The organism is Flavobacterium sp. 9 (assembly GCF_002754195.1).
In the GTDB taxonomy this organism is placed as follows: Bacteria; Bacteroidota; Bacteroidia; order Flavobacteriales; family Flavobacteriaceae; genus Flavobacterium.
The window spans coordinates 14,631-40,718 of the sequence record NZ_PEEU01000001.1 but is presented as its reverse complement, the minus strand read 5'-3'; the positions used below and the strand labels follow the sequence as shown (position 1 = coordinate 40,718).

General features: G+C 31.3%; 21 protein-coding genes. 8 read left to right on the top strand and 13 right to left on the bottom strand.

Translation table 11 applies throughout. From position 1 onward, the window contains the following. Positions 1 to 10: 10 nt before the first annotated feature. From CLU81_RS00165 to CLU81_RS00145, 5 genes are all read right to left on the bottom strand, one after another. Positions 11 to 1,060, bottom strand: a complete 1,050-nt coding sequence (locus CLU81_RS00165) for a serine hydrolase (RefSeq protein ID WP_233209615.1) — start codon at positions 1,058 to 1,060, stop codon at positions 11 to 13. Positions 1,061 to 1,324: 264 nt separating this feature from the next. Then, positions 1,325 to 2,107, bottom strand: a complete 783-nt coding sequence (locus tag CLU81_RS00160; protein WP_099707975.1) for a GLPGLI family protein — start codon at positions 2,105 to 2,107, stop codon at positions 1,325 to 1,327. Between the two features lie 4 nt (positions 2,108 to 2,111). Next, positions 2,112 to 4,910, bottom strand: a complete 2,799-nt coding sequence (locus CLU81_RS00155; RefSeq protein ID WP_099712609.1) for an outer membrane beta-barrel family protein — start codon at positions 4,908 to 4,910, stop codon at positions 2,112 to 2,114. A gap of 890 nt (positions 4,911 to 5,800) precedes the next feature. After that, complete coding sequence (locus CLU81_RS00150; RefSeq protein ID WP_099707974.1) at positions 5,801 to 6,271, bottom strand: cytochrome P460 family protein; 471 nt, start codon at positions 6,269 to 6,271, stop codon at positions 5,801 to 5,803. 2 nt (positions 6,272 to 6,273) lie between these two features. Next, positions 6,274 to 7,254 carry a cytochrome P460 family protein gene (locus CLU81_RS00145; protein WP_099707973.1) on the bottom strand — a complete coding sequence of 327 codons (981 nt, stop codon included), beginning with the start codon at positions 7,252 to 7,254 and terminating at the stop codon, positions 6,274 to 6,276. A gap of 190 nt (positions 7,255 to 7,444) precedes the next feature. Between CLU81_RS00145 and CLU81_RS00140 the strand changes: the two genes are divergently transcribed. Next, the gene (locus CLU81_RS00140; RefSeq protein WP_099707972.1) at positions 7,445 to 8,569 is read left to right on the top strand and encodes a LytTR family DNA-binding domain-containing protein; all 1,125 of its coding nucleotides are present in this window, start codon (positions 7,445 to 7,447) and stop codon (positions 8,567 to 8,569) included. A 121-nt stretch (positions 8,570 to 8,690) separates the two neighbouring features. Here the strand turns inward: CLU81_RS00140 and mnmE are convergent, their stop codons facing one another. Next, positions 8,691 to 10,091: a tRNA uridine-5-carboxymethylaminomethyl(34) synthesis GTPase MnmE gene (gene mnmE / locus CLU81_RS00135; RefSeq protein ID WP_099707971.1), complete on the bottom strand. Its 1,401-nt coding sequence runs from the start codon at positions 10,089 to 10,091 to the stop codon at positions 8,691 to 8,693. Between the two features lie 183 nt (positions 10,092 to 10,274). On the opposite strand from mnmE, the gene CLU81_RS00130 reads away from it, so the two are divergent. Together CLU81_RS00130 and CLU81_RS00125 are read left to right on the top strand one after the other, a co-directional pair. After that, positions 10,275 to 11,108: a universal stress protein gene (locus CLU81_RS00130; RefSeq protein WP_099707970.1), complete on the top strand. Its 834-nt coding sequence runs from the start codon at positions 10,275 to 10,277 to the stop codon at positions 11,106 to 11,108. Between the two features lie 68 nt (positions 11,109 to 11,176). Then, positions 11,177 to 12,949, top strand: a complete 1,773-nt coding sequence (locus tag CLU81_RS00125; protein ID WP_099707969.1) for a DNA mismatch repair protein — start codon at positions 11,177 to 11,179, stop codon at positions 12,947 to 12,949. A 322-nt stretch (positions 12,950 to 13,271) separates the two neighbouring features. On the opposite strand, the gene CLU81_RS00120 is transcribed toward CLU81_RS00125, so the two are convergent. The 7 genes from CLU81_RS00120 to CLU81_RS00090 form a co-directional block, all read right to left on the bottom strand. Then, the gene (locus CLU81_RS00120) at positions 13,272 to 13,901 is read right to left on the bottom strand and encodes a DsbA family oxidoreductase (protein ID WP_099707968.1); all 630 of its coding nucleotides are present in this window, start codon (positions 13,899 to 13,901) and stop codon (positions 13,272 to 13,274) included. Between the two features lie 421 nt (positions 13,902 to 14,322). Beyond that, positions 14,323 to 15,441 carry a DNA polymerase III subunit beta gene (dnaN, locus tag CLU81_RS00115; protein WP_099712608.1) on the bottom strand — a complete coding sequence of 373 codons (1,119 nt, stop codon included), beginning with the start codon at positions 15,439 to 15,441 and terminating at the stop codon, positions 14,323 to 14,325. Between the two features lie 107 nt (positions 15,442 to 15,548). Beyond that, complete coding sequence (gene gldG, locus CLU81_RS00110) at positions 15,549 to 17,234, bottom strand: gliding motility-associated ABC transporter substrate-binding protein GldG (RefSeq protein WP_099707967.1); 1,686 nt, start codon at positions 17,232 to 17,234, stop codon at positions 15,549 to 15,551. Beyond that, positions 17,234 to 17,959: a gliding motility-associated ABC transporter permease subunit GldF gene (gene gldF, locus CLU81_RS00105; protein ID WP_099707966.1), complete on the bottom strand. Its 726-nt coding sequence runs from the start codon at positions 17,957 to 17,959 to the stop codon at positions 17,234 to 17,236. The genes gldG and gldF overlap by 1 nt, the downstream gene beginning before the upstream one ends. Positions 17,960 to 18,139: 180 nt before the next feature. Continuing rightward, the gene (locus tag CLU81_RS00100) at positions 18,140 to 18,514 is read right to left on the bottom strand and encodes a YbbC/YhhH family protein (protein ID WP_099707965.1); all 375 of its coding nucleotides are present in this window, start codon (positions 18,512 to 18,514) and stop codon (positions 18,140 to 18,142) included. Positions 18,515 to 18,662: 148 nt separating this feature from the next. Then, a complete protein-coding gene (locus CLU81_RS00095; protein WP_099707964.1) occupies positions 18,663 to 18,959 on the bottom strand; it encodes a putative quinol monooxygenase in 297 nt (98 codons plus the stop codon). Positions 18,960 to 19,333: 374 nt separating this feature from the next. Further along, positions 19,334 to 20,161: an S-adenosyl-l-methionine hydroxide adenosyltransferase family protein gene (locus CLU81_RS00090; RefSeq protein WP_099707963.1), complete on the bottom strand. Its 828-nt coding sequence runs from the start codon at positions 20,159 to 20,161 to the stop codon at positions 19,334 to 19,336. Between the two features lie 241 nt (positions 20,162 to 20,402). On the opposite strand from CLU81_RS00090, the gene CLU81_RS00085 reads away from it, so the two are divergent. From CLU81_RS00085 to CLU81_RS00065, 5 genes are all read left to right on the top strand, one after another. Further along, on the top strand, positions 20,403 to 21,353 hold the full coding sequence (locus CLU81_RS00085) for a PhoH family protein (RefSeq protein ID WP_056190794.1): 951 nt from the start codon (positions 20,403 to 20,405) through the stop codon (positions 21,351 to 21,353). A gap of 124 nt (positions 21,354 to 21,477) precedes the next feature. After that, positions 21,478 to 21,963, top strand: coding sequence for a hypothetical protein (locus tag CLU81_RS00080; RefSeq protein WP_099707962.1), 486 nt, complete (start codon positions 21,478 to 21,480; stop codon positions 21,961 to 21,963). Further along, complete coding sequence (locus CLU81_RS00075; protein WP_099707961.1) at positions 21,960 to 22,322, top strand: DUF1801 domain-containing protein; 363 nt, start codon at positions 21,960 to 21,962, stop codon at positions 22,320 to 22,322. Before CLU81_RS00080 ends, CLU81_RS00075 begins: the two co-directional genes overlap by 4 nt. Before the next feature lie 139 nt (positions 22,323 to 22,461). Continuing rightward, positions 22,462 to 23,295, top strand: coding sequence for a Cof-type HAD-IIB family hydrolase (locus CLU81_RS00070; RefSeq protein ID WP_099707960.1), 834 nt, complete (start codon positions 22,462 to 22,464; stop codon positions 23,293 to 23,295). A 400-nt stretch (positions 23,296 to 23,695) separates the two neighbouring features. Beyond that, positions 23,696 to 26,044 (top strand): prolyl oligopeptidase family serine peptidase, encoded by a 2,349-nt coding sequence (locus tag CLU81_RS00065; RefSeq protein WP_099712607.1) that lies wholly within the window; start codon positions 23,696 to 23,698, stop codon positions 26,042 to 26,044. The last annotated feature ends 44 nt before the right edge of the window (positions 26,045 to 26,088 follow it).

Sequence of the window (26,088 nt, the reverse complement as noted above, 5' to 3'; positions counted from 1 at the left end):
TAAGAGTGATCTATTTACTTATATCGTCATGTAATTGATTAACTACTTTTTCCAAAATTTGTCCTGTTTCATTAAAGCTGGTATTTGTCAATATAGATATCCCCATATTTTGTTTAGGATAAATCACAAACCAATTCTGCATTCCGTAAATACCTCCGTGATGTCTGTAAATTAATTCATTACCATTTTCTAATATGTACCAATGATAACCTTCCCAAAAATCAGAACCTTCTTTATATAATTTTTTATGAGATTCATTTACAACAAGATTTAACTCGTCAAGTTGTAATTTCATATATTTTATTAAATCTGGAGTAGTAGAATGCAAACCTGAGATTCCTCCCCATAAAGTTCTATTGAAGTTTGGCATCAACTCGTTTTTATCGTTGTAACCTTTTACCAATCTTAGTCTGTCATTATCATTTAATGTAAATTTGGTTTGATTCATTTTATTCGGTTTCAAAACAAATTCAGTTACCAATTCTTCGTAAGGTTTTTGATACACTTTTTCAAGTATATATGCTGTTAACTCCGGAGCGGTGTTTGAATAGGAGTATGTTTCTCCCGGTATAGTTTCAATTTTGATTAGTTTCAATCCCTCAAAAAAAGCCGTTTTATTTTCACTTTTTATGGGAAAATTAGGAAACCCGCTTGTATGCGTGAGAAGATGTTTAATCCTTATAGGCTCACCTTTAAATTCTAAATTTGGATAAGGTTCGTCAAGATAGATTCTGATATCATCATCTAAATTTATTTTTTTATCAAGTACAGCTTTAGCGGCTACATAACCTGTAAAAGTTTTAGTTACAGAAGCTAATTCATAAAGTGTAGAATCGTTTGGTTTATTTCCTTTTCCAATAGATAATTCTCCAAAATGTTTTATTGTGGATTTCCCATCTTTAAACACTGCCACTGAAACAGAATGAAATCTTTTGTCTTCTAATAACTGAAGAGCATTTTTTGTAATCGTATTTTCAATATTTTGTTTATTGTTTTGTTGTTTGCTTTTACACCCAATTAAGGCAAAAATCAAGAATGGTATTACATATTTTATTGTCATGATTCTTAGTTTAATTACTCGCTCACTTATCTTATACCAGCTATAAAAAAGGTTAAATAAGTTTTGTTTTATTTAACCTTCTTTAATTCACTAAGTTTTATCGAGAATAATAATTTTTGCTAAAATATTGAAAAAAAGATTTTTAATTTTACGTGAAAGCGTAAATTGTAGAGAAATATATTTCTTTTAATATTGTTTTAAAGAAACCATGACCTTTTTGCTGCAGAGTGTTGTTAGTAAGCAATTTATTTGCCTATACAGAAATTACAAGGAGTAGGCTTGTAATGTCTTTCTTGCCCATTTCCCCCAATTTTTTAAAGCTTCCAAAAGTGTTTTGTTTAGTTCTTCATTGTTAGTAGGTTTACCTTTTACCGGAGGAGCTAAATCTTTTTCGGTTACTGGAATTTCAGTAACTTTTGTGGCAAACCATGTCATATTTTCATGAGGCAGGGCCAATCCTAAAATTGTTCCGGGTAATCCTGTAAAAGATTCAGGGCCGCCTGAGAATGGAATTTGAATAGTGTAATAAGCAACAACATAAACAGAATCGAGAACTATAGCATTTGCTCTGCGACATTCATAACCTGCAATCTCTCTTGTTTCATCGGTAATTTTCCAGTCAATTTTGCGCAAACTGTCTTTAACTAAGTATAAATCGTCATAAACATTTTTTTGGGTAATGCTGGTTTTCGTATCAAGATCTGTGGCGATAACATTTTTTAAATTAGCCATTGCATCGTCAGCAATCCAACTGTTGCTTGCTGATTGATTTGTTTCATCCCATTTGTATAAACTCTTATTTTTTGAAAAACTGAGAATGCTTTTTGTAGTTTTAAATTGTGAATTGTTTTTTTTATAACTTTCAAAAGCAGCCTGATAATAACTATCAGTTTCCCCTTTTATTTTTTTTGTAATCAAAGCATACATATTTGATTTTTTCTCAAATTCGATTACGCCATTTTGTACAAAGTGGTCATTTTGCGCAAAAGTATTACAGCTTGTCAATACAATTATTAAAATTAAGTAGTGATTTATTATTGTTTTCATGGTTTTAGTTTTGTTTAATTTCTCCTCCGCCCATTTTGCTGAAATCCCAGCTTACAGAGAACATAAAGTATCTTTGAATAGTGGTATAGGTACTTTGGTTGATGTTTCCATTGAATGCAGAACGATTAAATCCTACATTTTGGTTCAAAAGATCTCTTCCCGTTATAGAAACTTTTAAATTATCTGATTTTAAAAATTTTTTGGTGACAGATGCATTCCAAATAAAACGTTCAAAAGATTCCTGAATCACTTGCGTTTTTCCATTATATTGATAATTACCATCTGTGCTAATTTCTAGTTTGAAAGGTAATTCTATACTGCTCCAGAAATTTCCATTAAAACCCCAGCCATCGCTATCACTATTTTCGTTGATGCTTGCATTAGCAACGTTATAAGTAGGTCCGAAGCTAGCATAAAAATTATATTTTTTTTCTTTATATTTTGATAAGTTTAAATTAAAGGAATAGCTTGAATTTTTAGTTTGATTCAGTTTTGTATTGATGTAATTATAGTTTACATTTTTGTTGGCGCTTAAACCAATTCCTGCGTTCACGTCTATAGCTTTGATTGTTTTGCCAAAATTAGTATTCAAAAAATAACTTGTTGTAGCTTTGTCTTTTAGGTTTACAAATTGAGAAATACTTTCTCCTCTATCATTTGTAACCACATTACTTATTATTGGATTTAGCGTAAAATTGTACGTAGCATTAACCGAAAAATATTGATTACTAAGTACTTTATACGAATAATAACTTCCTTTAAAATTATTTCTAAAAGAAGGATCTAAGTCTGGATTACCCAAAATCGTATTTAATTGGTTTTGATTGTTTCGTATCGGTTGTATTTGTTCTAATGTTGGCTGATCGGTGTTTCCGTTATACGAAAAACGCAGCACTTCTCTTTGTTTAAAATTATATTGATAGTTTATCTGAGGCATGTAGTTGACAAATTTTCGCGTAAAATTTTCATCTGTATAAACATTGTACTGTTTAAGGTTTACGCCGCTAAATTTAGAACCAAAAGAAAAAACAGTTTTATTTTTTTTGTAATTAAAAATTGCTCCAAGTTGATTTATCGTTTGGTCTAATTCATAATTATTACTAAAGACTGAATCGAGAACATTATAATTTCCATCCGTGGATTGATTAAAAGATTTACGATCAGATTTTCCGTTACTTATATTGAATCCGTAATTAAGAATTAAAGATAAACTTTTGGACAACGGTTCGGTATAGATTAAATTCGATTTAAAAGCTGTATTGGTAATATTATTGACTTTATTTTGATCGACGACCTTGGTGCTATCCGGACTAATTACGGATGGTGTAAAAAATTCAGCTCTGGAATTTAAATAACCATCACTTTTGCTATTTGTACTTGATTGGCTTAAATTAAGAGATAATGTTCGGCCCGTTTTTTTAAGTCTTTTGGTTAATAAAGTATTTATATTAAATGTTTTGTCATCAACATCGTTTGTAGTTGTCTGTTTCAAATTATTCAATTGGTTACCTTGTTCGTCAGTACCTTTTCGCATTTCTGCTTCATTTGAATTACTCTTTTTAAATAATCCATCTATATTTAATTTTAAAGTTAAAGTAGTATCAATTTTAATTTCATAAGTCAGATCAAGTTTATTTTTAGTCATGTTTTTCTCAAAACTCTTGTCTGAAGTATTATAAATACTGCTGGAACTTAAATTTTGCTGGTTAATATCATTGCGATTTCCCGAAAGTTTGATATCGCCAATTTTGTAATTTGCATTGATAGATTCTTTATCGTTGTTCCATTTATTGTCAAAATGTATTCCTCCAGTTTGAACTACTGGAATTCCTTCACCATTAAATTGTCCATCCCAACTTTCAAACTCATCATTTCCATTGTTTGAAAAATTAATACCGCCGTCATCACTTACTTGATAACTGCTTTGTCCATATTTATCTTTATCTCCCCATCCTAATCCTACTTGTCCTGTGTTGCCTAAAATGCCATAAGCTGCTAATTTTTTCTTATCCCAAAACTTATTAAACATGGCTTGACCTTTGTAAAAATTATCAGTTCCTCCACCGAGTTCTACTTTCCCGAAATGACCATTTTTTTTGTCTTCTTTAAGTTTAACATTTAGAGTTTTGGTTTTCTGACCATCATCAATCCCTGTAAAAGCCGCTTGATCGCTTTTTTTGTCATACAATTGTACTTTATCGACCATATCCGCACGTAGATTTTTTGTAACTAAAGTGGGATCATCGCCAAAAAATTCTTCACCATCAACCAAAACCTTGGTTACGGTTTCGCCTTGAGCAGTAATTTTTCCATCCTTATCAATTTGTATTCCTGGGAATTGCTTTATTAGATCTTCCACTTTTGCATTAGGTTCTATTTTAAATGCTTTTGGATCAAATTCTAACGTATCTCCTTTGATTTTCATGGCGGCTCTATTGCCTTTTATAATTATTTCGGATAGTAATCTTCCTTTATCAGCCAAATTAATTTTACCATAATCTTTGATTAACTTTGTGGAATCAATAGCAAATTGATCTACAAAATCAGCATATTTGGGATAAGAAACCAGTAAAATGAATTTACCGGCTTTAATATTATTCAACTCAAAAGAACCATTTTCTTTAGCTCGTGTAAATTTTACTAAAACAGAATCTTTTGCTCTTAACAAAGAGACTGATGCTTTGGCTAAAGTAGATTTGTTTATGGTATCTGTTACATATCCTTTAATTGTACCTGATTTTTGTGCCTGTAAAGTATTTGATAAAAAAAGAAAGCAACATAATACTAGAATTGTTTGTCTCATTAACTGGTTGTGTTTTTTGAAAAAAGGCATTATTGTTCTATTCTATTTTTTGAAAAATAGAAATAAAATGCAGTGGTTTTGTAATTTGTTTTTTAAGTAAGCAAGATTGTAGATTCTAAAATAGAAATTGAAATAGCACCTTTTGATACAGGTTTGCTGAAGTATAGTGACTTGATTTTATGAAATTCATAATTTTTTTGTGAGGTTTTGCTTGTTGGTGGTTTGATTTTTAATAGTTTTAATTGGTAATTGTTACTATAATAGTTAAATGTAAATGTGGTTCAAAAGTAAATAAAAATACTACAATATTAAAAAGACTTTACTTTTATTGTCGATTAATTATTTACAGTACAATTATGGGTTCTGTTGCATCTGAGAATAGCTTTTATCTGTAGAATTTTAAACTCATCGAAAAATGAATACCAAAAGTCATTGTTATCCAAAGTCTATCATTCTGCTGGCAGTACATTTTAAGCTTTGGGGCATGATTGCGGATCATGCTATGATTTAACGTGTGTTTATAAATTTGCAGCTTTCATTGAATCAGAGATGAATAAGAGAAAGATCAAATCAGGGGCAGGCTGTAGATTTGATGAAACCTATATCAAAGTAAAAAGTATTTGGTGTGTTTTATAAAGGCTGTCTTTATGTGTCTTGAGTATTTTGATTTGGATGTCCTGTTGGGATTGATGAAATTTATATTAAATTTTAATACAGTTTCGAACCTAAATCCGTTATGCCTTTATTTTAGTGGAAATCCTTTTTTGTTAATACCCATGTGCCACAATTCTGCCACAAAACTCAGCCTGGTGAAATATCTTTAAAACCATCTTAACTTTTTGTGGCAAAAAAAGGTATGAGGTCCAGTTTCTAAAATTACCATTTTTACTTTATGGAGTCTCTGCCATATGTTTAGATAAAATCGAGGCTATTCTGTTTCTTTCATCATTAGAAGAAACTTTTTTTAAAGGGTGTCCTGCATACAATTCATATTTAGGAACAGCATTTGCTTTAAATTGTACTTTCTCGACACTAATAATCTGATCAGGAATGTTAGCGCCATACCATAGAGAATCTGTTTTTTGTTTCCAGGTAACTTCATATAAAACAGCTCCATTAGGATAAGAACTGTCTGCTTTTGCTCTTGCATGCTGAAAAGCAATTTTATTTCCGTATAAAGTTGACATAGCTGCTTTATTCGGATTAATTGAAAATGTAATAGGGGATAATAATAAAGGATTTTCCGGTAGCGCATCTAATGCTGATACAGAAGCTTTTTCATTAAGATTATCCTTATTATTTCCGTTACATCCAGAAAGTATAATAATAAGCGCAATTATGATAGTGTGAAATGGTTTCATATTTATTTGGTTTTATTGTAAATATTAAATTTATTGACATCAAGATGCAACGGAGTAGTAAAAACGTAATCATTGTTTTTGACCGGATTATGGCAGGAAATACATTCCTGATCAAAGTTGGCATTATCACCGTATGGTTTTAAGTCATTTCCTTTCCATCTTGCCCATCCCCATCCTTTTGTAGCTTCATATTTTTTTGAATCTTTTATCATAAATTCAACCTGAATGAATGCTCCCGCAGATATGGTTCCATCGGCTTCTGTTTTTTGTTTCCAGGCAGTTTTGGCAAAAATAGCACCATCGGGCCAAGGATTAGTTTGATGTTCTGCAATAGCTCTTACGGCGATTTCGTTTCCATAAATAATACGCATACTGCCGTTGTCAAAACGATCTGATGTACTAATGGCTTTCCAGTTTCTAAAATCGGGGATATATGAAATATTATTTAGGGTAGGTTTAACTTTAGTGTAATCTGTTATTTTTTTGTTTGGAAGCACTTTTTCAACATCTTTTGGAGCAGCAACAGGCGCTATTTCCTGACTTGGTTTTCGGGCAGCTATTGTTGTTAAATAATTCTTTAAAACAGCGATAGAGCGATCATCTAATTTGGCTGAAGGATGAAGGGCTGTATAACTTTTAAGCGGCATTTCGCCTGATAGTATTTTGTTGAAAGCGTAAAAAAGTGTTGCACTTTGCTTTGGCTTTTCTAATTTATCCCAATCAGAAAAATTCAGCGCTTTCCGGCCATCTGTAATATGAGAAGCGACTATAAAATTTGCAGGTGTTATTTTGTCAAACCAGGCAAGATTTACAGTATTAGAATGACAGTCAAAACAAGAGTTTCTTAAAATAGTATTTACCTCTGCAGGAACGTTAGTTAAGTCCTTTGTTGGTGTACTATATTCAATTTCTTCGGGTTTCCAAAATTGTAAAGCAATAAGTGCAACCAGTAAAATTGCGAAGATTTTAAGTCCTTTTTTCATTTGTTTTATTTTTTAGATGAAATAAATTATCAATTCAAAATTAGGCCTAATCCCTGTGTTTAAAAGATTTAATTGGTTCAAAGGGGATTTTTTGACCTTAAAGCCGAAATATTGAAAGCTAAATAAATTGCTTATTTTAGCCTAAGTAAAATTTTCTAAACGGATTTCATTTTAAGGACTATAAATTTACATGAAAAAAGCACGCCTTTATACTTTGACACTTACAGGCATTAGTATTGTTGTTCTAATTATTAGTTTGATTTCTTCCAGTTATCTTTATTTGTCTGCCAAAGAAAAATTGTGCAATAGTAAATTGGAATCGGGTGAGAGGGAAGTTCGGGAAATTTCCCGTCTTTTAGAACAGCAGCTTCGCAGCGGATTATCTAAAGATCAGGTTATTCATAATCTTCAAATAAGTATTGAAAATACAGACATAAAAAGTGATTTTATCTGTATGTACAATCAAAAAGGAATTGAACTCTGCCATCCTAATCCGGCATTAATTGGGCTTAAAATTCAGGAAAATAATTCTCAGATAAATGGAATAGGGAATAAAGAGTTTAAACCATTAAGTACCGTTTTAGAACAGGGAGAAAAAATAGGAGGGATGCGAACATTTCCGAATGACCCAAAAAGAAAATCAGAAATAATCAATATAAATCCCGTTGCAGGAACAGACTGGATGGTAGCTTCTCATGCTAACTTAGCTGTTTTAGAAGAAGAATTATCAGATTTGTATCTGCAGTTTGTGGTGAGTCTATTTTTAAGCACAGTTTTCATAAGTGTTTGCTGTTACTTAATGATACGACTTATTTATCGAAAATATGAAAGGGTTTTTGATCTTGAAAAAGAGGATTTAAATTACCGGGTAAATGAGCTTCAGATCCTGAATCTGCAGTTAAACTCAAATCAGCAGAAATTACAAAATCCGGCAGATAACACTATTCAAAATGATACATCAAAAGAGTCTGAAATTCCAAAGAAAAGAATACTTACGTATCATAAAGATGAACTGATAAAATTAGATATAGAGGAGATTGCCTATATTTTACTGGATACCGGAATTACTTATATCTATACTTTTGACAATCGTCAATTTAACAGTAATAGCAGCCTTGACGAGATAATGAAATGGCTTGATCCAACTATTTTTTACAGAGCAAACAGGCAGTTTATAGTAAACATTAGTTCGATTAGCAGCATCTTGCTTTATGGAAAAAACCAGTTGAAACTAATTATAAAACCTGATCTCAAAATCGATATTATTATCAGTAAGAATAAAGTAGCAGAATTTAAGAATTGGCTTGATCAGTAAAAGAAGAGACAAGTAATTTGAAATTATCCAAAAGAAAATCCCATAAAAAAAAACGAGTTAAAATATTTGTAATCAATATTTTAACTCGTTTTCTATGGTTATTTCGCCTTGTTTTGCCCTGTTATTTTCCAATACAGAAGTTAGCAAAAATATTCCCTAATAATTCATCATTAGAAACCTGACCCGTAATAAGTCCAAATTGATATAAAGCTTCGCGAATATCAAGAGCAATTAAGTCGCTTGAAAGATTTGTTTCAAGACCATATTTTACTTTTTGTATTTCGTCTAATGCTTTAAGTAATGAATCGTAATGTCTTGTATTTGTTACAATCGTTTCATTATTACGAAGAGCACCGGTATTTACAAACGAAAGTAATTCATTCTTTAAATCATCAACACCAATTTTCTCTTTAGCAGAAATCAATAAAAGTTTTGCATTTAAGTTTTCAAGCTTTGTAGTAATATTTAAAACTTCATCAGCAGACAATACATCTTTTTTATTTACTACAATTACCAATGGTTTTAATGGATATTTATTCTTGATTTGCTCAATTTCAGAAACAAATTCAGAACTTGAAATCTGGAATTTTAAACCATCAAACAAATAAATAACAACTTGCGCCTGATCGATTTTTTCAAAAGTTTTTTTGATTCCTATGCTTTCAACAACATCTTTTGTTTCTCGGATTCCTGCTGTATCGATAAATCTAAAACCAATTCCGCCAATCACCAATTCATCTTCAATAGTATCACGAGTTGTTCCTGCAATGTCCGAAACAATGGCGCGTTCTTCGTTTAATAAAGCATTCAGCAAAGTCGATTTTCCAACATTTGGTTCACCAACAATTGCAACAGGAATTCCGTTTTTAATAACGTTTCCAACTGCAAACGAATCAATTAAACGTTTCAAAACAAATTCAATTCTGTTCAATAATTCGTGAAATTGAGTTCTGTCAGCAAATTCCACATCTTCTTCTGCAAAATCTAATTCCAGTTCGATTAACGACGCAAAGTTTAAAAGTTCTTCACGCAATTTTGCTATTTCATTACTAAAACCACCACGCATTTGCTGCATAGCAATTTGATGCGAAGCTTCATTATCTGACGAAATCAAATCTGCAACAGCTTCTGCTTGTGATAAATCTAATTTCCCGTTAAGGAAAGCTCTAAGCGTAAATTCACCCGCATCAGCCATTCTACAGCCTTTTCTCAATAATAACTGAATAATTTGCTGCTGAATATATGTAGAACCGTGACAAGAGATTTCAATGGTATTTTCGCCAGTATAAGAATTTGGTCCTTTAAAAACAGAAACCAAAACTTCATCAAGTGTTTTCGAATCATCGACAATATGACCTAAATGCAAAGTATGTGTTTTTTGCTGCGTTAAGTCTTTGTTTTTTATGGATTTAAAAACCGAATTTCCAATGGTAATAGCGTCAGAACCCGAAATACGAATGATAGCAATAGCTCCAGCTCCGGATGGAGTAGCCAATGCAACTATAGAATCTTGATTTATCATCTTGCAAAGGTATAAAAAAGCCGTAAAGTTAGCAACCAGGAATTGATGCTGAAAGCGAGTTTTTTTGGTTCAATTAAATGTTTTTTTGAGGCAATATTAAATGTTAAAATACTGATAATTATCAAGTTGTTTTCTCTTTATAATGATTAAATTTGAGAAACAAACCACTTAATCTCAGTCAAAATGAAAAAGATATTATTTCCAACAGATTTTTCCGGAGCAGCCACAAATGCTTTTGTTCATGCTTTAGAATTTGCTAAAATTGTTAATGCAGAACTTATTTTGTTGCATACTTTTGAGATTCCGGTTTATGACAGCCAGTTTTTTCCTGAAAATTATGCCTCGATTTATAGTTCAATAGAATTAGCAAAATTTGAAATGTTTAAGGATGAAATTCCAAAACTTAGAGCTATTGCCACAGAACGAAAATTGGACGACATTGTAATAAAACATCGCTTAATGGATGGCGATTTAATTTATAATTTAAAAAACGCAGTCGAAGAAGATAAGATTGATTTTGTAATAATGGGAACTTCGGGAGTTACAGACTGGACAAAATTCTTTCTGGGATCAAATACGAGTTCTGTAATTTCAGAAGTAAAAGTTCCGGTTCTGTGTATTCCTGCCGATGCAAAATTCAAGAAAATTAAAACAATTGCTTTCACAACGCGCTATCGTGAAAAAGATAAAACAGAGTTAAGAAAAGTTCTTGAAATTGCAAATAAAACAAAAGCAAAAGTAAAAAGTTTATATGTTAGAACTTCTAATTCAGATGTTTCAGATGCTACTATTAAAGAATGGGAAAGAGAATTTGCAAACGATAATGTTGAATTTCTAGTCTTGCCAAGTGACGAAGTAAAAGAAACAATTCTTGATTTTATACTTTATAAAGATGTTGATGTTTTAACGACAATAACGCATAAAAGATCTTTCTTTGAGAGTATTTTTGAATCCAGTTTTTCTAAGAAAATTACAAAAGAAGTTTCAATTCCGGTTTTGGTAATGCATGAAACCTAAAATCTAATAACTATTGATGGTGTTTTGTAAGTCTAAAACCTATATTTGTATTTCATTAAATTCTTAAAATGGAAGCATACAATAATAAAGTTGAACACTATACTGCACTTTTTCATAAAATCAATAAAAGATACAATAGCATAAGTATTCTGCGTCTTTTAACCGTTTTTCTTTGTTTGTTTATGTTGTTTTATTACATAAAAACCAGTGAAATTCTTTACGTAGTTTTTGCTTTTCTATCTTTTGTTGGTTTTATTTTTTTGATGCGACTTCATTCAAAATTGTCTTTCCAGAAAGAACTTACTTCTGCTATTTTAAAAATCAATAAAAATGAAATAACGTATTTAAAAAGAGAAAAAATCCCTTTTGAAAACGGAATTGAATTCAATGATTTTCATCATCCTTATGCTTACGATTTAGATATTTTTGGAGATCATTCTTTATTCCAAAATATAAATAGAACAGCAACTTTTATCGGAAAAAAAACATTGGCAAATCAATTATTGAAGTTGTTGCCTAATGAAACAATTCTGGAAAACCAAGAAGCAATTAACGAGTTAAAAACTAAAATTGATTGGCGTCAGGATTTCCTGGCTTTAGCAATTGTCAGTAATGACAGTAAGAATTCATTTGATTCTTTAATTTATTGGAATTCATTTAAAAATAATCATTTATCTAAAGTTTTAATTGCACTTTCAATTATCCTTCCAACTTTGTTTTTTGGCTTTCTAATAGCTTATTCTATAACTTCAAAAACGATTTTATTATCTTATGTGACTTATATTTTTATAGCCAATATGATCGTGTTAGGACAATCATTTAAAAGAATTCAATCGGAAATTGCAAAGGCAGATAATATCGATAAAATCATTAAACAATATAGTTTATTAGTAGAGAAAATTGAAAACGAAACTTTTCAATCTAAGAAACTAATCGATTTACAACAACAGCTTATTTTTAGAAAAGAAACTGCAAGTAAACATTTAAATGATCTTTCGGAGTTATTTTCGAGAATGGATACTATTAATAATTTTGTAACTGCAATAGTATTTAACGGAACCTTTTTGTTTAATCTTCACGTTTTAAAAGCATTATTAAAATGGAAAGAAAACTATTCAACAGAACTTGAAAAATGGATTGAAATTATTGGTGAATTTGAAGCTTTAAATAGTTATGCAAATCTTGCTTATAATAACCAGGATTTTGTTTTTCCTGAAATCAATTCAGAATATAAAATTGGATTTTCAGATTTAAGTCATCCGTTATTGAATCCGGCAACTAGAGTAGGGAATGACACTCATTTTTATCCGGAATCGTTTATGATTCTTACAGGTTCTAATATGTCGGGTAAAAGTACTTTTTTAAGAAGTTTAGGAATCAATATGGTTTTAGGCGGAGTAGGTTCAGTTGTTTGTGCTTCAAAAGCTAACATTCACCCACTTCCAGTTTTAGTTTCAATGAGATTATCGGATTCTTTAGCAGATAGCGAATCTTATTTCTTTGCTGAAATCAAACGTTTAAAGCAAATTATGGACGCATTAGAAGAGCAACCGGCGTTTGTTTTATTAGACGAAATTTTAAGAGGAACAAACTCTGACGACAAACGAAACGGAACAATTGAGGTTGTAAAAAAGATTATTGCAAAAAAAGCAATTGGAGCAATCGCGACGCACGATATCGAAGTATGTTTAACAACAAATGAATATCAGAATATTTTAACGAATCAATGTTTTGAAGTAGAAATTAAAAACAACGAACTTCACTTTGATTATAAACTCCGCAACGGAATCTGCCAGAATAAAAGCGCAACGTTCTTAATGCAAAAAATGGGGGTGATTTAGATGGAAGATTATAGAATATAGAACATAGAATATAGAAGCAAGATGCAAGAGTCAAGATTGTAGAACATAGAATATAGATTATAGAAGCAAGATGTAAGAGTCAAGATTTTAGATTTTTATCTTGATTGTCTTTAAGATTGAATCTAAAGTTAGGGTTGATTCACTTTGACTGCTTCGACTTCGCTCAGCATGACAAATATCGCTTCTCACTCTGAGCGAAGTCGAAGAGCACAACATAATCACAAAGTAAAACATCTATACTCTATATTCTATGTTCTATAATCTTTACTCTATAATCTTGCCTCTTGCTTCTAAAAAATCACTACTTCAATCCTTCTTTAATAGTCTGTACAAAAGCTTCAACTGGTTGTGCTCCTGAAACAGCGTATTTTCGATCAAAAACAAAAAATGGAACACCTTGTACTCCAATTTCATTTGCTTCGTGAATATCAGCGTGAACATCACTTAGATATAGATTCTCATTCTCTATAACTTCTTGTACTTCTTTTGAATCTAAACCTGCTTGAACACCTAATGCTATTAAAGTTTGATTGTCATTTAGATCTTTTCCTTCAGTAAAATAAGCTTTAAAGAAGATCTCTTCCATTTCGTCGCCTAATTTTTTGGTTTTAGCCAAATGTATAATGCGATGTGCAGTCAAAGAATTCGAGATAATCGCTTTGTCAAAATGATAATCCAAACCAACGCTTTTTGCGCGTTCTACGACACCTTTATGCATTTCTATTGATTGTTCAACAGAAATACCTTTTCGTTCAGCTAGAAACGTATAAACATCTTTACCTGATTGTGGCGCAATAGTTGGATCAAGTTGAAAACTTTTCCACTCAATTTCAAATTCTCCATTTGGAAACTCAGCTAAGGCTGTTTCCAGTTGTCTTTTTCCGATGTAACAAAACGGACACATGATGTCCGACCAAATTTCTATTTTCATATTACAAAGTTAAAGAAAATTTGTTTCAGGTTTTATTTGTTTCAAGTTTCAAGTTTGCTTGTATTGTGTTTTTTTTACCGCAAAGCTCGCTAAGGTTTTTCGCAAAGTTCGCAAAGTTTTTATACACAAAGCTTTGCGAACTTTATCTTTTATAAAGCACTGTAAACACGAGATAAAAAACTTTTGCGGACTTTGCGGTAAAATCAGCCCAATCTTTAACCGCATTTCAACTTGAAACTTGAAACTTTCAACCTGAAACCTGAAACAAAAAAGTGTTCCAAATAAAAAACCGCAACTCTTTATAGGAATTGCGGTTTCTAGGTATAAAAAATGGTTGGTTAATAGCGATATTTTTTTTTACAATGATATGTCTTTAATTTGAAATTAAAAAAGATCCCTGTAACAAAAAGAACTTTTGATGTTAACTATTTAACATTACAGGCATTACCAACATTGTAACGGTTTCTCCTTCTTCTAAACCATCAACTGGCGTAAGGATTCCGGCTCTGTTAGGCAATGACATTTCTAACATAATCATATCAGATTGTAAGTTAGTTAACATCTCTGTTAAGAAACGAGAGTTGAAACCAATTTGAAGATCATCTCCTTGATAATCACAAGTCAATCTTTCTTCAGCTTTGTTTGAATAGTCAATATCTTCGGCAGAAACATTTAATTCAGCTCCAGCGATTTTTAGACGAATTTGGTGTGTTGTTTTGTTTGAGAAAATTGCCACACGACGAACAGAACTTAAAAATAAAGAACGGTCAATCATTAATTTGTTTGGATTTTCTTTTGGAATTACCGCTTCATAATTAGGGTATTTTCCATCAATTAAACGACACATTAAGATATAATTGTCAAATGAGAAAGTCGCATTTGAATCGTTGTATTCAATTTTTACTTCAGCATCAGAAGATCCAAGGATACTTTTTAAGATATTCAATGGTTTCTTAGGCATAATAAAATCAGCAACCTGAGATGCTTTTACATCTGTACGTGCATATTTTACTAATTTATGAGCATCAGTTGCTACAAAAGTCAATCCTTCTGGTGAGAACTGAAAGAAAACCCCAGACATTACCGGACGTAAATCGTCGTTTCCGGCAGCAAAAATAGTTTTGCTTACAGCAGTTGCTAAAACATCTGCAGGAACAAGCGTAACAGAAGGATCCTCAAGACTTACTGCTTTAGGAAATTCTTCTCCTGCAGCATATGCTAATGCATATTTTCCTGAGTTTGAACTAATTTCGACTGTATTGTTTTCTTCAACTGTAAAAGTCAAAGGTTGTTCTGGAAACGTTTTCAAAATTTCAAGCAAAAGTTTAGCTGGAACAGCAACACTTCCTTTACTTGTAGAATCGATTGATAATGTAGCCGACATTGTAGTTTCAAGATCTGAAGCCGAAACTGTCAACTCACTATTGTCTAGTTCAAATAAAAAGTTATCTAAAATAGGCAACGTATTGTTACTGTTGATTACACTACCTAAAACTTGTAATTGTTTTAATAAGTACGAACTCGATACTATAAATTTCATCTCTTTTGTTTTATTTTTTTGCACTTTTCCTCAGTATTTCTTCAACTAAGATAGGTTTTACAAATATATCGTAAACAATCTTAGTTTCGCAATTTTTTTATTAACATCTATTTGCTGTATTTTCTTTTTCGCAAGTAAGTAAATACGATTCCGAAAACTAATAAAATTAGAATTGGAAGTCCGATAGTTATGAATTGTGTCATCGTATAATTCTCGTAAACCTTCTCTTTGTCTAATAATGGTAAGCTGACATCTTTACTTCTAATGTTAATAAGTCCTGTGTCATCCAACAAATAATTAATACAATTCATCATAAAATCTTTGTTGTCGTATAGGTTTCCGGTACGTTGATCGTAACCTAATTCTACAGGCATCATGTTTTTGTCTAATTGATTTTTCGCCAGATCTCCATCAGCAATTACAATCATTTTGTTAGGTTTTCCTTTTGCTAAAAATGAATTTTCTTTGAAAGGCAAAACGCGATTCTCAAAAGCCGAATTGAAAGAACCTTCCAGTAAAACAGAAAGCGGAATATTTCCTTTGTTTAAATAATCCTGTGGAGAACTTTTTTCTGTTACAATATTTAAATTGATTTCTGTTGGAGCTCCAATTACCTTCGAATATTGAGACGATTGTAATAAAACCGTTTTTTTGATTCCGTTTTTTAAAGTATCGATTGGACTTGCAAAATCAAACTTAATCTGACCTAGATTTTTTACTATAGGATTATTGCTGACAGGAACTACGACTGGAGCATATTTCCAAATAAATTCCTGATATTGAGTAGCACTTCCTTGTTCTCCGGTAGCTAATTTTATTGGACTTCCTTGTTCGTCTTTTACCAAATCAGGATTAATTCTGAATCCGTATTTGAAGAACATATCGTTAAGATTCAAATCTCTTGGATACGCTAAAGTTGCTCCGGATTGATTGTATAAACTGTCCATATCTGCAGCAACCTGATCGATTAACCATAACGTTTTTCCGCCGTTCATGATATATTGATCTAAAACTTGTTTTTCTTCGTCAGAAAAAGTTTGTGTTGGTTTTGAGATAATTGCAAGATCGTATTTCTTTAAAGCGTCTAAAGTTCCGTTTGGATCTTTGGCTACAGAATCTAATGTAAAAGGTCCAATATAGTAGCTTTCGCGAATTTGCTGTAACATTTTGGCAATGTGAATTTCGTTCAATTCTCCATTTCCTTTTATGATCGCAACTTTCTTTTGTCTGTCTTTGCTAATTTTATTTATAGCATCAGCAATTGAATATTCTAAATGCTGAATCGATCCAATTACTTTTTGTGTAGTTGAAGCGCCCATAATGTTTTTCAACAAAGGAATATTAACTTCTTTATTGTTATAAACTGCAATTGCCCAAGGAAAAACCATCGCCTGAGATTGCTTTCCTTTATCGTCAACAGTTATGTTTATTGGCGTAAGACCTTTTTGATACAAAGATTTTACCACATCCATGCTTTCGTCTTTGTTTTCCATTGGATTTACAAATTCGAAAACTATATTGCTGTTATAAGCTTGAAATTCTTCTAGTAATTGTCTGGTTTCTTGTTGTAAACGTTTAAAATCTGCCGGTAAATCACCTTGCATGTAAATCTTAATTGACAACGGATTTTTTACCTGTTTTACAATCTGTAAAGAGGTTTCGGATAAAGTATATCTTTTGTCTTTTGTTAAATCAAATCGGTGGAAAAACAAACTTCCTAATACATTTAAAACGATTAAAACAAAAACAGTAATACCTAATGTTTTGATATTTTGTTGAGTAGACGCTTTCATTAGGCTTTAAAAGATTTTAATTGATAAACTGTAAAAGACAGAAATAGTACGGTGATGCTCAAAAAATAGATAACATCGCGAGTATCAATTACGCCTCGACTCATACTTTTAAAGTGATCCTGCATACCAAGAGCCGAAACAATTGTTGAAGATCCCGGAATTAATGATGCTAAACCTTCAAATCCGAAATAAAAGAAAAAACATATAAAAACAGCAATTATAAAAGCTACAATTTGATTTTCTGATAGGGTAGAAGTAAAAATCCCAATTGCAGAATAAGCCGCAATCAAAAACAATAAACCAAAATAAGAACCAATTGTGCTTCCCATATCGATATTTCCTTCTGGTGAACCCAAATTAGAAATTACTTTTACATATATAAATGTTGGAATAATTGCCAAAACAATCAATAGGAGTGAACCTAAAAACTTTCCGTTTACGATTTCCCAAATAGATAATGGTTTTGTCAAAAGCAATTCTAATGTTCCTTGTTTTTTTTCGTCAGAGAAACTTCTCATTGTAACCGCCGGAATCAGGAAAATCAAAATCCAAGGCGCTAATGTAAAAAACGGAGTCAAATCTGCGTAACCAGTATTTAATATATTGTAATCCCCTTCGAACACCCATAAAAACAGTCCGTTGCTAATTAGGAAAATAGCAATGACTAAATAGCCAATAGGAGAGCCAAAAAAGGATTTTATTTCTCGTAAAATGATTGATTTCATTTAATTATTGTTTAATCGTTTATTTGTTTAAATCGTTGAATTGTTGAATTGTTTTTTTGTTTAAAGTTTCAGGTTTCAGGTTTCAAGTTCAACTTTGCGAACTTTGCGTTTTACCAAAATCTTAAAATATCTCTTTTGCGTTCTTTGCGGTTAAATCATTCTTATTTAAAATGTGTTGAATTATTTTCCGTGTGTAATTTTAATAACCTGCGAATTTCTAGCATCAATAATTATTAAAAATGTTCCTCCTTTATAATCTTCAGGCAAAGTTCCGGAAATAACCCAGTAATTTTCTAATAAGTAATTTTCATACGGTTTTTGCTGTTCTATATTTTCTTTTCCGTAGATATCAAATAAAATTGGTTCTGCGATTTTAATTGCTGTAAGACTATCTTTAATTATAAGTTTTTTGTAATCAATAACATTGTGTTGCACTTTTTTGGTGAGAGCTTCTTTTAGTTCTTGTTTTGCATTTTCTTCCCCTAAAACTAAACGTTTATTTTGTGCACAACTCCCAAGCGTAACTAATAAAAGAGATAAGAAAAAGTATTTCATAATTAAATCTATTGTTTTTATTTCACATTCAGCTTTGCGAACTTTGCGTTTTATTTAACTTTTTAAATGCCATCTTTGCGTTCTTTGCGGTTAATTCATCCCAATTTTCAGATTCAGCAATAACTTGAAACCTGAAACCTGAAACAATTTACACTAAAGAAACCAATTTATCCACGCTCCAAGCTTCCGGTTTTGCATTAAACAATTGTTTTGTAAAACTCCAAACTGTATTAAAAAGCTCAGATTGTCTATAGTTTTCTAAATCTTCTTCGGTTTCCCAATAACTATAAGTAAAAAATATGCATTTGTCGTTTTTATCCTGATACAATTCTAAAAAACGATTTCCATCTGCTTTTCGTATTTTGTCTTTTACGGATTCAAAATTCTCCAGAAAATCAGGAATTTTTTCTTCGTGAAAACTCATTTTGACTATTCGAACAAACATATTTTAATTTTAGAATTTAGATTGCTGATTTTAGATTTTTTGTTGAAGTCTAAAATTATTTCAGGTGCGCAAAAATACCAAAATAGATTGTTCTTTTTATTAAAAAGTAAAATATTCTAAAAGCATTTTTTTTCTCATAATAATGCTAAAACATAGCCCAAGGTTTTAACCTTGGGAGCGCAATAAATATCACAATAAATATCTCAATACGTGTCCCAAGGTTGAAACCTTGGGCTATGTTCACGATGCAATGAAAAATTCCCTTCAGCGAAAATAAAAAGTAAAGGAAAAATCAGTGTAAATCTGCCAAACCAGTTTAGTCAGCGAGCCATTTTTTCGTTATCGAAAGAATCTAAAATCTACAGTCTAAAATCTTAAATGAATTTAATCGTAATCACATCTCGATAATTCAATCCTAAAAGGCTATTTGCAGAACCTACTTTTGAAGGATTACTTCTAAAAATGGCAATTTCGAGAAAACCGGCTTCATTAAAAATGGCAAGTTTTTCTCCTTCATACGTTTTTATTGGATATTTATCTGATGTTGCAATAGCAGAATAATTCGGCAAAATAGTTTTGATGCTTTTTGGCTTCATTACAATTTCGTACGGACGTCCTTTTGCGATTTCTACAAATTGCTTTTTCGAAATATTTGTTACGACGTTTCCAAAATGATCGATGTAAATCACGTATCCTTTTATTGAACTTCCGTCGTTTGAAATCACTGGCTGTAGTTCTGTAATTTGCTTGATTTCTGTGATTTCTTTTCCAATGACATTTAGTAATCCGCCTTTAGAAATATGAGAAGCTACTTTTATAAAAATATCCAAATCACTGAATTCACTTGGAAAACGATCATGTATATTAATAGAAACAATTTTTTGCGGAACAATCTTCTGCGTAAGCATACTCAGAATACCATTATCGGCACAAATAAAGAAATGATCGTTCCATTCCATTGCGATGTGCTGATTCTCTTTATTGCGTTCGATATCGACTCCAATTAAGTGTACAGTTCCTTTTGGAAAACTCAAATAAGATGCGCCAACAACGTAACTCGCTTCGGCAGTGTTGAATGGATCTATGTCATGCGAAATATCCACAATTGTAACCTCTGGATACTCTGATAATATTTTACCCTTTAGCGAACCAACAAAGTGGTCTTTTAAGCCGTAATCGGTAGTAAGGGTAATTATTGACATAATTTTGTTTATAACTATTGGTAGTATTTAAATCTAATTTTCATTAAATTTGAGAAATGCAAAGCTAATAATAGTAATTGCAAAATGAAAGAAAGAAAAGACAATTTGCAATAATAGTCTCAGCTTTCAGTCACAATGGCAATTATTGAAAAATGGCACAAAAACTGCATGTAAATTAAAAAAGACCCGACAACCACTAAATTATAAAAACTGATTTATTTTTAATTTAAAACTATCTCATTTGAACGAAAGAATTATCGAGCTCATAGACATCGCTCCAAAAGACTTTTGGGGCGCTCAAGACACTCATCTTGAAATAATTAAAAAGTATTACCCAAAGCTTAAAATAGTAGCGAGAGGTACCACTTTGAAAGCATTTGGCGAAAAAGAAGTTCTAGATGAATTCGAAAAAAGATTTCAGAGGCTTATGCTTCATTTTACCCGATACAACAACATTGATGATAATGTAATTGAACGTGTAATAATGAGTGATGGTCAGGATGAAAGAAAATCATACGATCATGACAAAATATTAGTTCATGGTGTTGGCGGTAAAATAATTAAGGCTATGACGCCTAACCAACAATTATTGGTAGATACCATCAAGAAAAATGATATGGTATTTGCAGTTGGTCCTGCAGGAACCGGAAAAACGTATACAGGTGTTGCAATGGCTGTGAAAGCGCTTAAAGACAAGGAAGTAAAAAGGATAATACTAACGCGACCAGCGGTAGAAGCAGGAGAAAATCTTGGTTTTTTACCCGGCGATATGAAAGAAAAATTAGATCCTTATATGCAACCGCTTTATGACGCTTTGCGCGATATGCTGCCTAACGAAAAACTCGAAGATTATATTTTGAAAGGAATTATACAAATTGCGCCGCTTGCATTTATGCGTGGACGTACGCTTGATAACGCCTTTGTAATTCTCGATGAAGCACAGAATACGACACACTCGCAAATGAAAATGTTTTTGACCCGTATGGGAAAAAATGCCAAATTCATGATTACGGGTGATCCTGGACAGGTCGATTTACCACGCAGAACTATTTCTGGTCTTAAAGAAGCTATTTTAGTTTTGAAAGACGTTGACGGAATCGGAATTATTTATCTTGATGATAAAGATATCGTGCGTCACAGATTAGTCAAAAAGGTAATTGACGCTTATAAACAAATAGAAAATCACGATTAATTTTATAAAATGTCAAATGTAAATCGTGAAATGTGTTTTGACATTTATTAATATTCGTTTTATACATATCTTTTGAAATGTGTAAAACGAATATTTTTTTGATAAAACTTTAAATAGCAATTAAATGAAAATTAGAATATTAGCTTTCTCATTAATGATCTGTTTGATTTCATGTAGAAAGGCAGAAATTCCAATTAGTAAATTTGTTGGAACTTGGTATGATACAGAATATATTGTTCCGGGAAAATCAAGTATTTTAATTAAGAAAGATAGTTCTTTTTATTATAAAAGTGCAGGTTGTGATTGGAGAGTAGTTTCTAAAGGAAACTGGAAAATAATTGGAGATTCTCTTGAATTAAATAGTACAAGTAGTGATACTTGTTATAAGATGTTTCCTTTTGCTGAATGTATTCCTTTTGGGAAAAATAACAGGAAAGATATTCTAACAATCCCAAACTGCGATCCTGTCAATAATAAATCATTTGCGATTTTCATCAAAGAAAGATTTTATATCAAAAATGATTCCTTAGTTTATAAACTAAAATCAAGTTCAGGCTGTCCGGATACTTTGAAAATTACGTTTGCTAGAACTCAAAAGATTAGAAAATGAAACAACTGGATGATTTCTATTTAAAACAAGAAGAGCCTATAAAAGGCTTGTTTTTGGCATTAAAAGAAATTATTCTGAAACAAGACGAAGACATTACAAATGTTTTAAAATACGGAATGCCATTCTTCTGTTATAAAGGAAAAATGTTCTGCTATTTGTGGACTCATAAAAAATACAAACAACCTTATATTGGAATTGTTGAAGGAAAACATTTTGACGAAGATTTTTTACTTCAGGAAAATCGGTCGAGAATGAAAATTATGCTTTTTGATATAAATGAAGATTTGCCTTTGGAACAAATTGAAGACATAATACAGAAAGCAATAAAATTATATAAATCAGGAATTATTCAAGTTTAAAATAGTTATAAAACAATATTTAACGAAATAGTTAAATAAATAATAAACTTGGCGTATTTCGGGCTTTTATGACTTGTAATCTTTGCTCTTGTGAGCGTAAAGCCGTAAATTTGCACATCATAAATACTTGATTTTTAATATGACTTCGAAACTTAAAAATATAAAAGTTGTTGTAACGGACTTAGACGGAACTTTACTCAACCCACACCACAAAATATCAGATTATACTAAATCTATTTTTCAGGAATTACACAATCAAAATTATCTTATCGTTGTTGCCACAGGACGTCATCATCTTGATGCAATGGCAATTATTGAAAAACTGGAAGTTCCGGTTTATTTGGTAAGCTCAAACGGAGCAAGAATTCATTCACCTGAAAGAAAAGAGCTTTTTGCATTTAACTTAGAAAGTGATGTTGTAAAAGCAGCTTTAAACGTAGAAATTGATCCTGAAATTACAGTAGTTTTATTCAAAGAAAATGTTTGGCAAACCAATAGAATAAGTGAAAGATTAAATGCTTTTCAGGAAGAATTAAGATATGCTCCGGAATTGGTTGATTATAAAAAACTGGAAGATTTTGGCGCTATTAAAATATTCTTTTCTCATGATAATCATGAAAAATTAGTGGCTTTAAAAGATGCTATTATGGCAAATTCTTCTCAGGATTTACATCATGCTTTTAGTTTACCAACATGCTTGGAATTTATGGATAAATCTGTAGATAAAGCTGTTGCAATTCAGAAAGTTTTGGAAGAAGAAGGATTTTCATTAGAAGAAGCGATTTCGTTTGGAGACGGTTTCAACGATGTTCAAATGTTGTCTTCAACAGGAAAAGGTTTAATTATGGGAAATGCTCCGGCTTTATTAAAGGAAACTTTGCCAAATTTAGAAGTAATTAAAACAAATGCCAAAGATGGTGTAGCGAAATATATAGCTTCAAAAATTTTGGATAAAGAATTTGTTCAGAGTTAATTTTTAAAAATAAATACACATAGAAAGTCTACTATTATTGAAATTGTAATTTTTAGAGTTTTAACAAAAACAGAATCCTTGAAGATAATTCTTCAGGGATTTTTTTATGAAACGAATATACGCGAAACCTATTGAGCGTAATTAATTCTAACACATAGATACATAGTTCTTGTTGAGTATAAAGGCGTTTCACTTATTAAAAATAAGCATAGTCAACTATGTGAAAGAAACATGTTTCTTATTTTTCTCTTTTTCAAATATATAATCTATGTTTCTATGTGTTAATTTTTTTTTTGAATTGCAACTGACGGTTTATTCTAAGGATTTTGTAACCAAATTGCAGAAACATTTTTTTAATAATTTGCAAAGTGTATTTTTGTTTTCTTAAATGAAAAATACTATGAGAAAAAACTTTTCTATCCTTGCCTTTTTGATTTTTTCAATATCGGGCAATAGCCAAATTTTGAAACTTGAAGAAATAATGAAAGGCGAGTCTTTTATTGGGAATCAACCAACAAACGGACGCTGGTCTTTGGATGGAAAAAAAGTGTATTTTGAATGGAATCCTACGAATGATTTAGGCGAAAGTACTTATTCTTGGCAAAAAGGTGCCGTAAAACCTTTTTTGGTTGAACCTAAAGAAGCTAGTTTTTCTAAACTTGATTTTAAAAATAAACCAGGTTCTGATGTTTTTTATTATGTAGACAAAGGTGCTTTATATTCTTATACAAATAGTACAAAAGCAGTTAAGAAAATTATTCAGCAAAGTAATGAAATTTCAAATTTGGAATTAGGAACAACTGCAGGAATTGTTTTTTTCGAACAAAATGGTAATATCTTCAAATACAATGCTAAAGAAGGGACAGTTTTGCAAATAACAAACCTTACTAAAGGAGATAAAAAAGAAAAAACTGCAGAAAAAGATTCTTTTTTAGTGACGCAACAAAAAGAGTTGTTTCAGTTTATTAGAGATGCAGCAGCAAAAAAACAATGGAATCTTGCTAAAACTAAAGCGGTTAAATCTGATTTTGCTAAAGAATATTTCTACGGAAAAGATAATTTGTCTAATCTGAAAGCAAATCCAAATGGAAATTTTGCAACATTCAGTTTAGTTGAAGAAGCAGATATCAAACAAGAAAAAATGGAAGTTTTTATAACGGATGACGGTTATAATCAAACGCCGAATACTAAAGAGAAAGTTTCTACAGCTAATTTGGTAAAAACAAAATTCGGAATTTATTCTGTAGCAAAAGATACCGTTTATTATGTGAATTTTTCGACTTTAAGTCATATTCAGGATACTCCGAAGTATTATGAAACTTATGCTAATTTAAAAAATAAAGCCAAAGAAGATAAACTAATTACAACTCTTGCTCCGGTTTATAACGAAGACGGAACGCTTGCAATTGTTGAAATTAGAAGTCAGGATAATAAAGACAGATGGCTGATAAGTTTAAACCTTGAAAACGGAACATTTAAGGAAATTGAACATCAGCATGACGAAGCCTGGATTGGCGGTCCCGGAATTCCATCGTATTCTTTTGAATCTGGAATTCTTGGTTTCTTAGCGGATAATGAAACGATTTATTTCCAATCTGAAGCGACAGGATATTCACATTTATACACTTATAATTTAAAGTCAAATAAGAAAACACAATTGACAACCGGAAATTGGGAAGTTCGTGAGGTAGCATTATCTAAAGATAAAAAGACATTTTATTTAACGACAAATACAACAAATCCGGGAAATAGAAATTTTTATAAATTGCCTGCAATTGGCGGTGTTTTGGAACCAATTTTAACTAAAGACGGCGCGCATGAAGTTGTGGTTTCGCCAGATGAAAAATCACTTTTAGTACGTTATTCTTATAAAAATATTCCTTGGGATTTTTATATTGCCGATAATAAAAAGAACACAACATTACAACAAATTTCTTCTTCGACTTCTGAAAGTTTCAAACAGTATAAATGGAGAGAACCGGAAGTAATTACATTCAAAGCGCAAGACGGAACTCCTGTAAATGCGAGATTATATACGCCAAAAGCAGAAAGTAATAATAAAGCTGCCGTAATTTTTGTTCACGGCGCAGGTTATTTACAAAACGCACATAATTTTTGGAGCAATTATTACAGAGAATATATGTTTCATAATTTGTTGACTGATTTAGGTTATACAGTTTTGGACATTGATTATAGAGGAAGTGATGGTTACGGACGTGATTTTAGAACTGGAATCTACCGTTTTATGGGAGGAAAAGATTTATCTGATCAACTTGACGGAAAAAAATATCTAGTAGAAAAATACGGTGTAGACGCGAACAGAGTTGGTATTTACGGCGGATCTTATGGTGGATTTATTACTTTGATGGGAATGTTAACGACTCCTGGCGAATTTAAATCTGGTGCTGCATTGCGTTCTGTTACAGATTGGGCACATTATAATCACGGATATACTGGAAATATTTTGAATTTTCCGGAGACAGATCCTGAAGCTTACAAGAAAAGTTCTCCGATTTATTTCGCTGATAATTTAAAAGGAAATCTTGTTATGTTACACGGAATGGTCGATGATAATGTGGAATATAAGGATGTTGTTCGTTTATCTCAACGCTTTATAGAGTTACAAAAGAAGAATTGGACCCTTTCTACTTTTCCAATAGAATCGCACAGTTTTAAAGAAACATACTCGTGGATTGATGAATATAGTAGAATTCTGAATTTATTTAATTCGACGCTTCTAGAGAAATAAGTGTTCAGTTTCAGTTTGCGCTAGCTTTGTCAAAGTTTAAAACT

What these genes read in the sequence shown, in the direction of transcription:
- CLU81_RS00165 (WP_233209615.1), bottom strand. Translation starts at nt 1,060, where the DNA reads ATGACAATAAAATATGTAATACCATTCTTGATTTTTGCCTTAATTGGG.
- CLU81_RS00160 (WP_099707975.1), bottom strand. Translation starts at nt 2,107, where the DNA reads ATGAAAACAATAATAAATCACTACTTAATTTTAATAATTGTATTGACA.
- CLU81_RS00155 (WP_099712609.1), bottom strand. Translation starts at nt 4,910, where the DNA reads ATGAGACAAACAATTCTAGTATTATGTTGCTTTCTTTTTTTATCAAAT.
- CLU81_RS00150 (WP_099707974.1), bottom strand. Translation starts at nt 6,271, where the DNA reads ATGAAACCATTTCACACTATCATAATTGCGCTTATTATTATACTTTCT.
- CLU81_RS00145 (WP_099707973.1), bottom strand. Translation starts at nt 7,254, where the DNA reads ATGAAAAAAGGACTTAAAATCTTCGCAATTTTACTGGTTGCACTTATT.
- CLU81_RS00140 (WP_099707972.1), top strand. Translation starts at nt 7,445, where the DNA reads ATGAAAAAAGCACGCCTTTATACTTTGACACTTACAGGCATTAGTATT.
- mnmE (WP_099707971.1), bottom strand. Translation starts at nt 10,091, where the DNA reads ATGATAAATCAAGATTCTATAGTTGCATTGGCTACTCCATCCGGAGCT.
- CLU81_RS00130 (WP_099707970.1), top strand. Translation starts at nt 10,275, where the DNA reads ATGAAAAAGATATTATTTCCAACAGATTTTTCCGGAGCAGCCACAAAT.
- CLU81_RS00125 (WP_099707969.1), top strand. Translation starts at nt 11,177, where the DNA reads ATGGAAGCATACAATAATAAAGTTGAACACTATACTGCACTTTTTCAT.
- CLU81_RS00120 (WP_099707968.1), bottom strand. Translation starts at nt 13,901, where the DNA reads ATGAAAATAGAAATTTGGTCGGACATCATGTGTCCGTTTTGTTACATC.
- dnaN (WP_099712608.1), bottom strand. Translation starts at nt 15,441, where the DNA reads ATGAAATTTATAGTATCGAGTTCGTACTTATTAAAACAATTACAAGTT.
- gldG (WP_099707967.1), bottom strand. Translation starts at nt 17,234, where the DNA reads ATGAAAGCGTCTACTCAACAAAATATCAAAACATTAGGTATTACTGTT.
- gldF (WP_099707966.1), bottom strand. Translation starts at nt 17,959, where the DNA reads ATGAAATCAATCATTTTACGAGAAATAAAATCCTTTTTTGGCTCTCCT.
- CLU81_RS00100 (WP_099707965.1), bottom strand. Translation starts at nt 18,514, where the DNA reads ATGAAATACTTTTTCTTATCTCTTTTATTAGTTACGCTTGGGAGTTGT.
- CLU81_RS00095 (WP_099707964.1), bottom strand. Translation starts at nt 18,959, where the DNA reads ATGTTTGTTCGAATAGTCAAAATGAGTTTTCACGAAGAAAAAATTCCT.
- CLU81_RS00090 (WP_099707963.1), bottom strand. Translation starts at nt 20,161, where the DNA reads ATGTCAATAATTACCCTTACTACCGATTACGGCTTAAAAGACCACTTT.
- CLU81_RS00080 (WP_099707962.1), top strand. Translation starts at nt 21,478, where the DNA reads ATGAAAATTAGAATATTAGCTTTCTCATTAATGATCTGTTTGATTTCA.
- CLU81_RS00075 (WP_099707961.1), top strand. Translation starts at nt 21,960, where the DNA reads ATGAAACAACTGGATGATTTCTATTTAAAACAAGAAGAGCCTATAAAA.
- CLU81_RS00070 (WP_099707960.1), top strand. Translation starts at nt 22,462, where the DNA reads ATGACTTCGAAACTTAAAAATATAAAAGTTGTTGTAACGGACTTAGAC.
- CLU81_RS00065 (WP_099712607.1), top strand. Translation starts at nt 23,696, where the DNA reads ATGAGAAAAAACTTTTCTATCCTTGCCTTTTTGATTTTTTCAATATCG.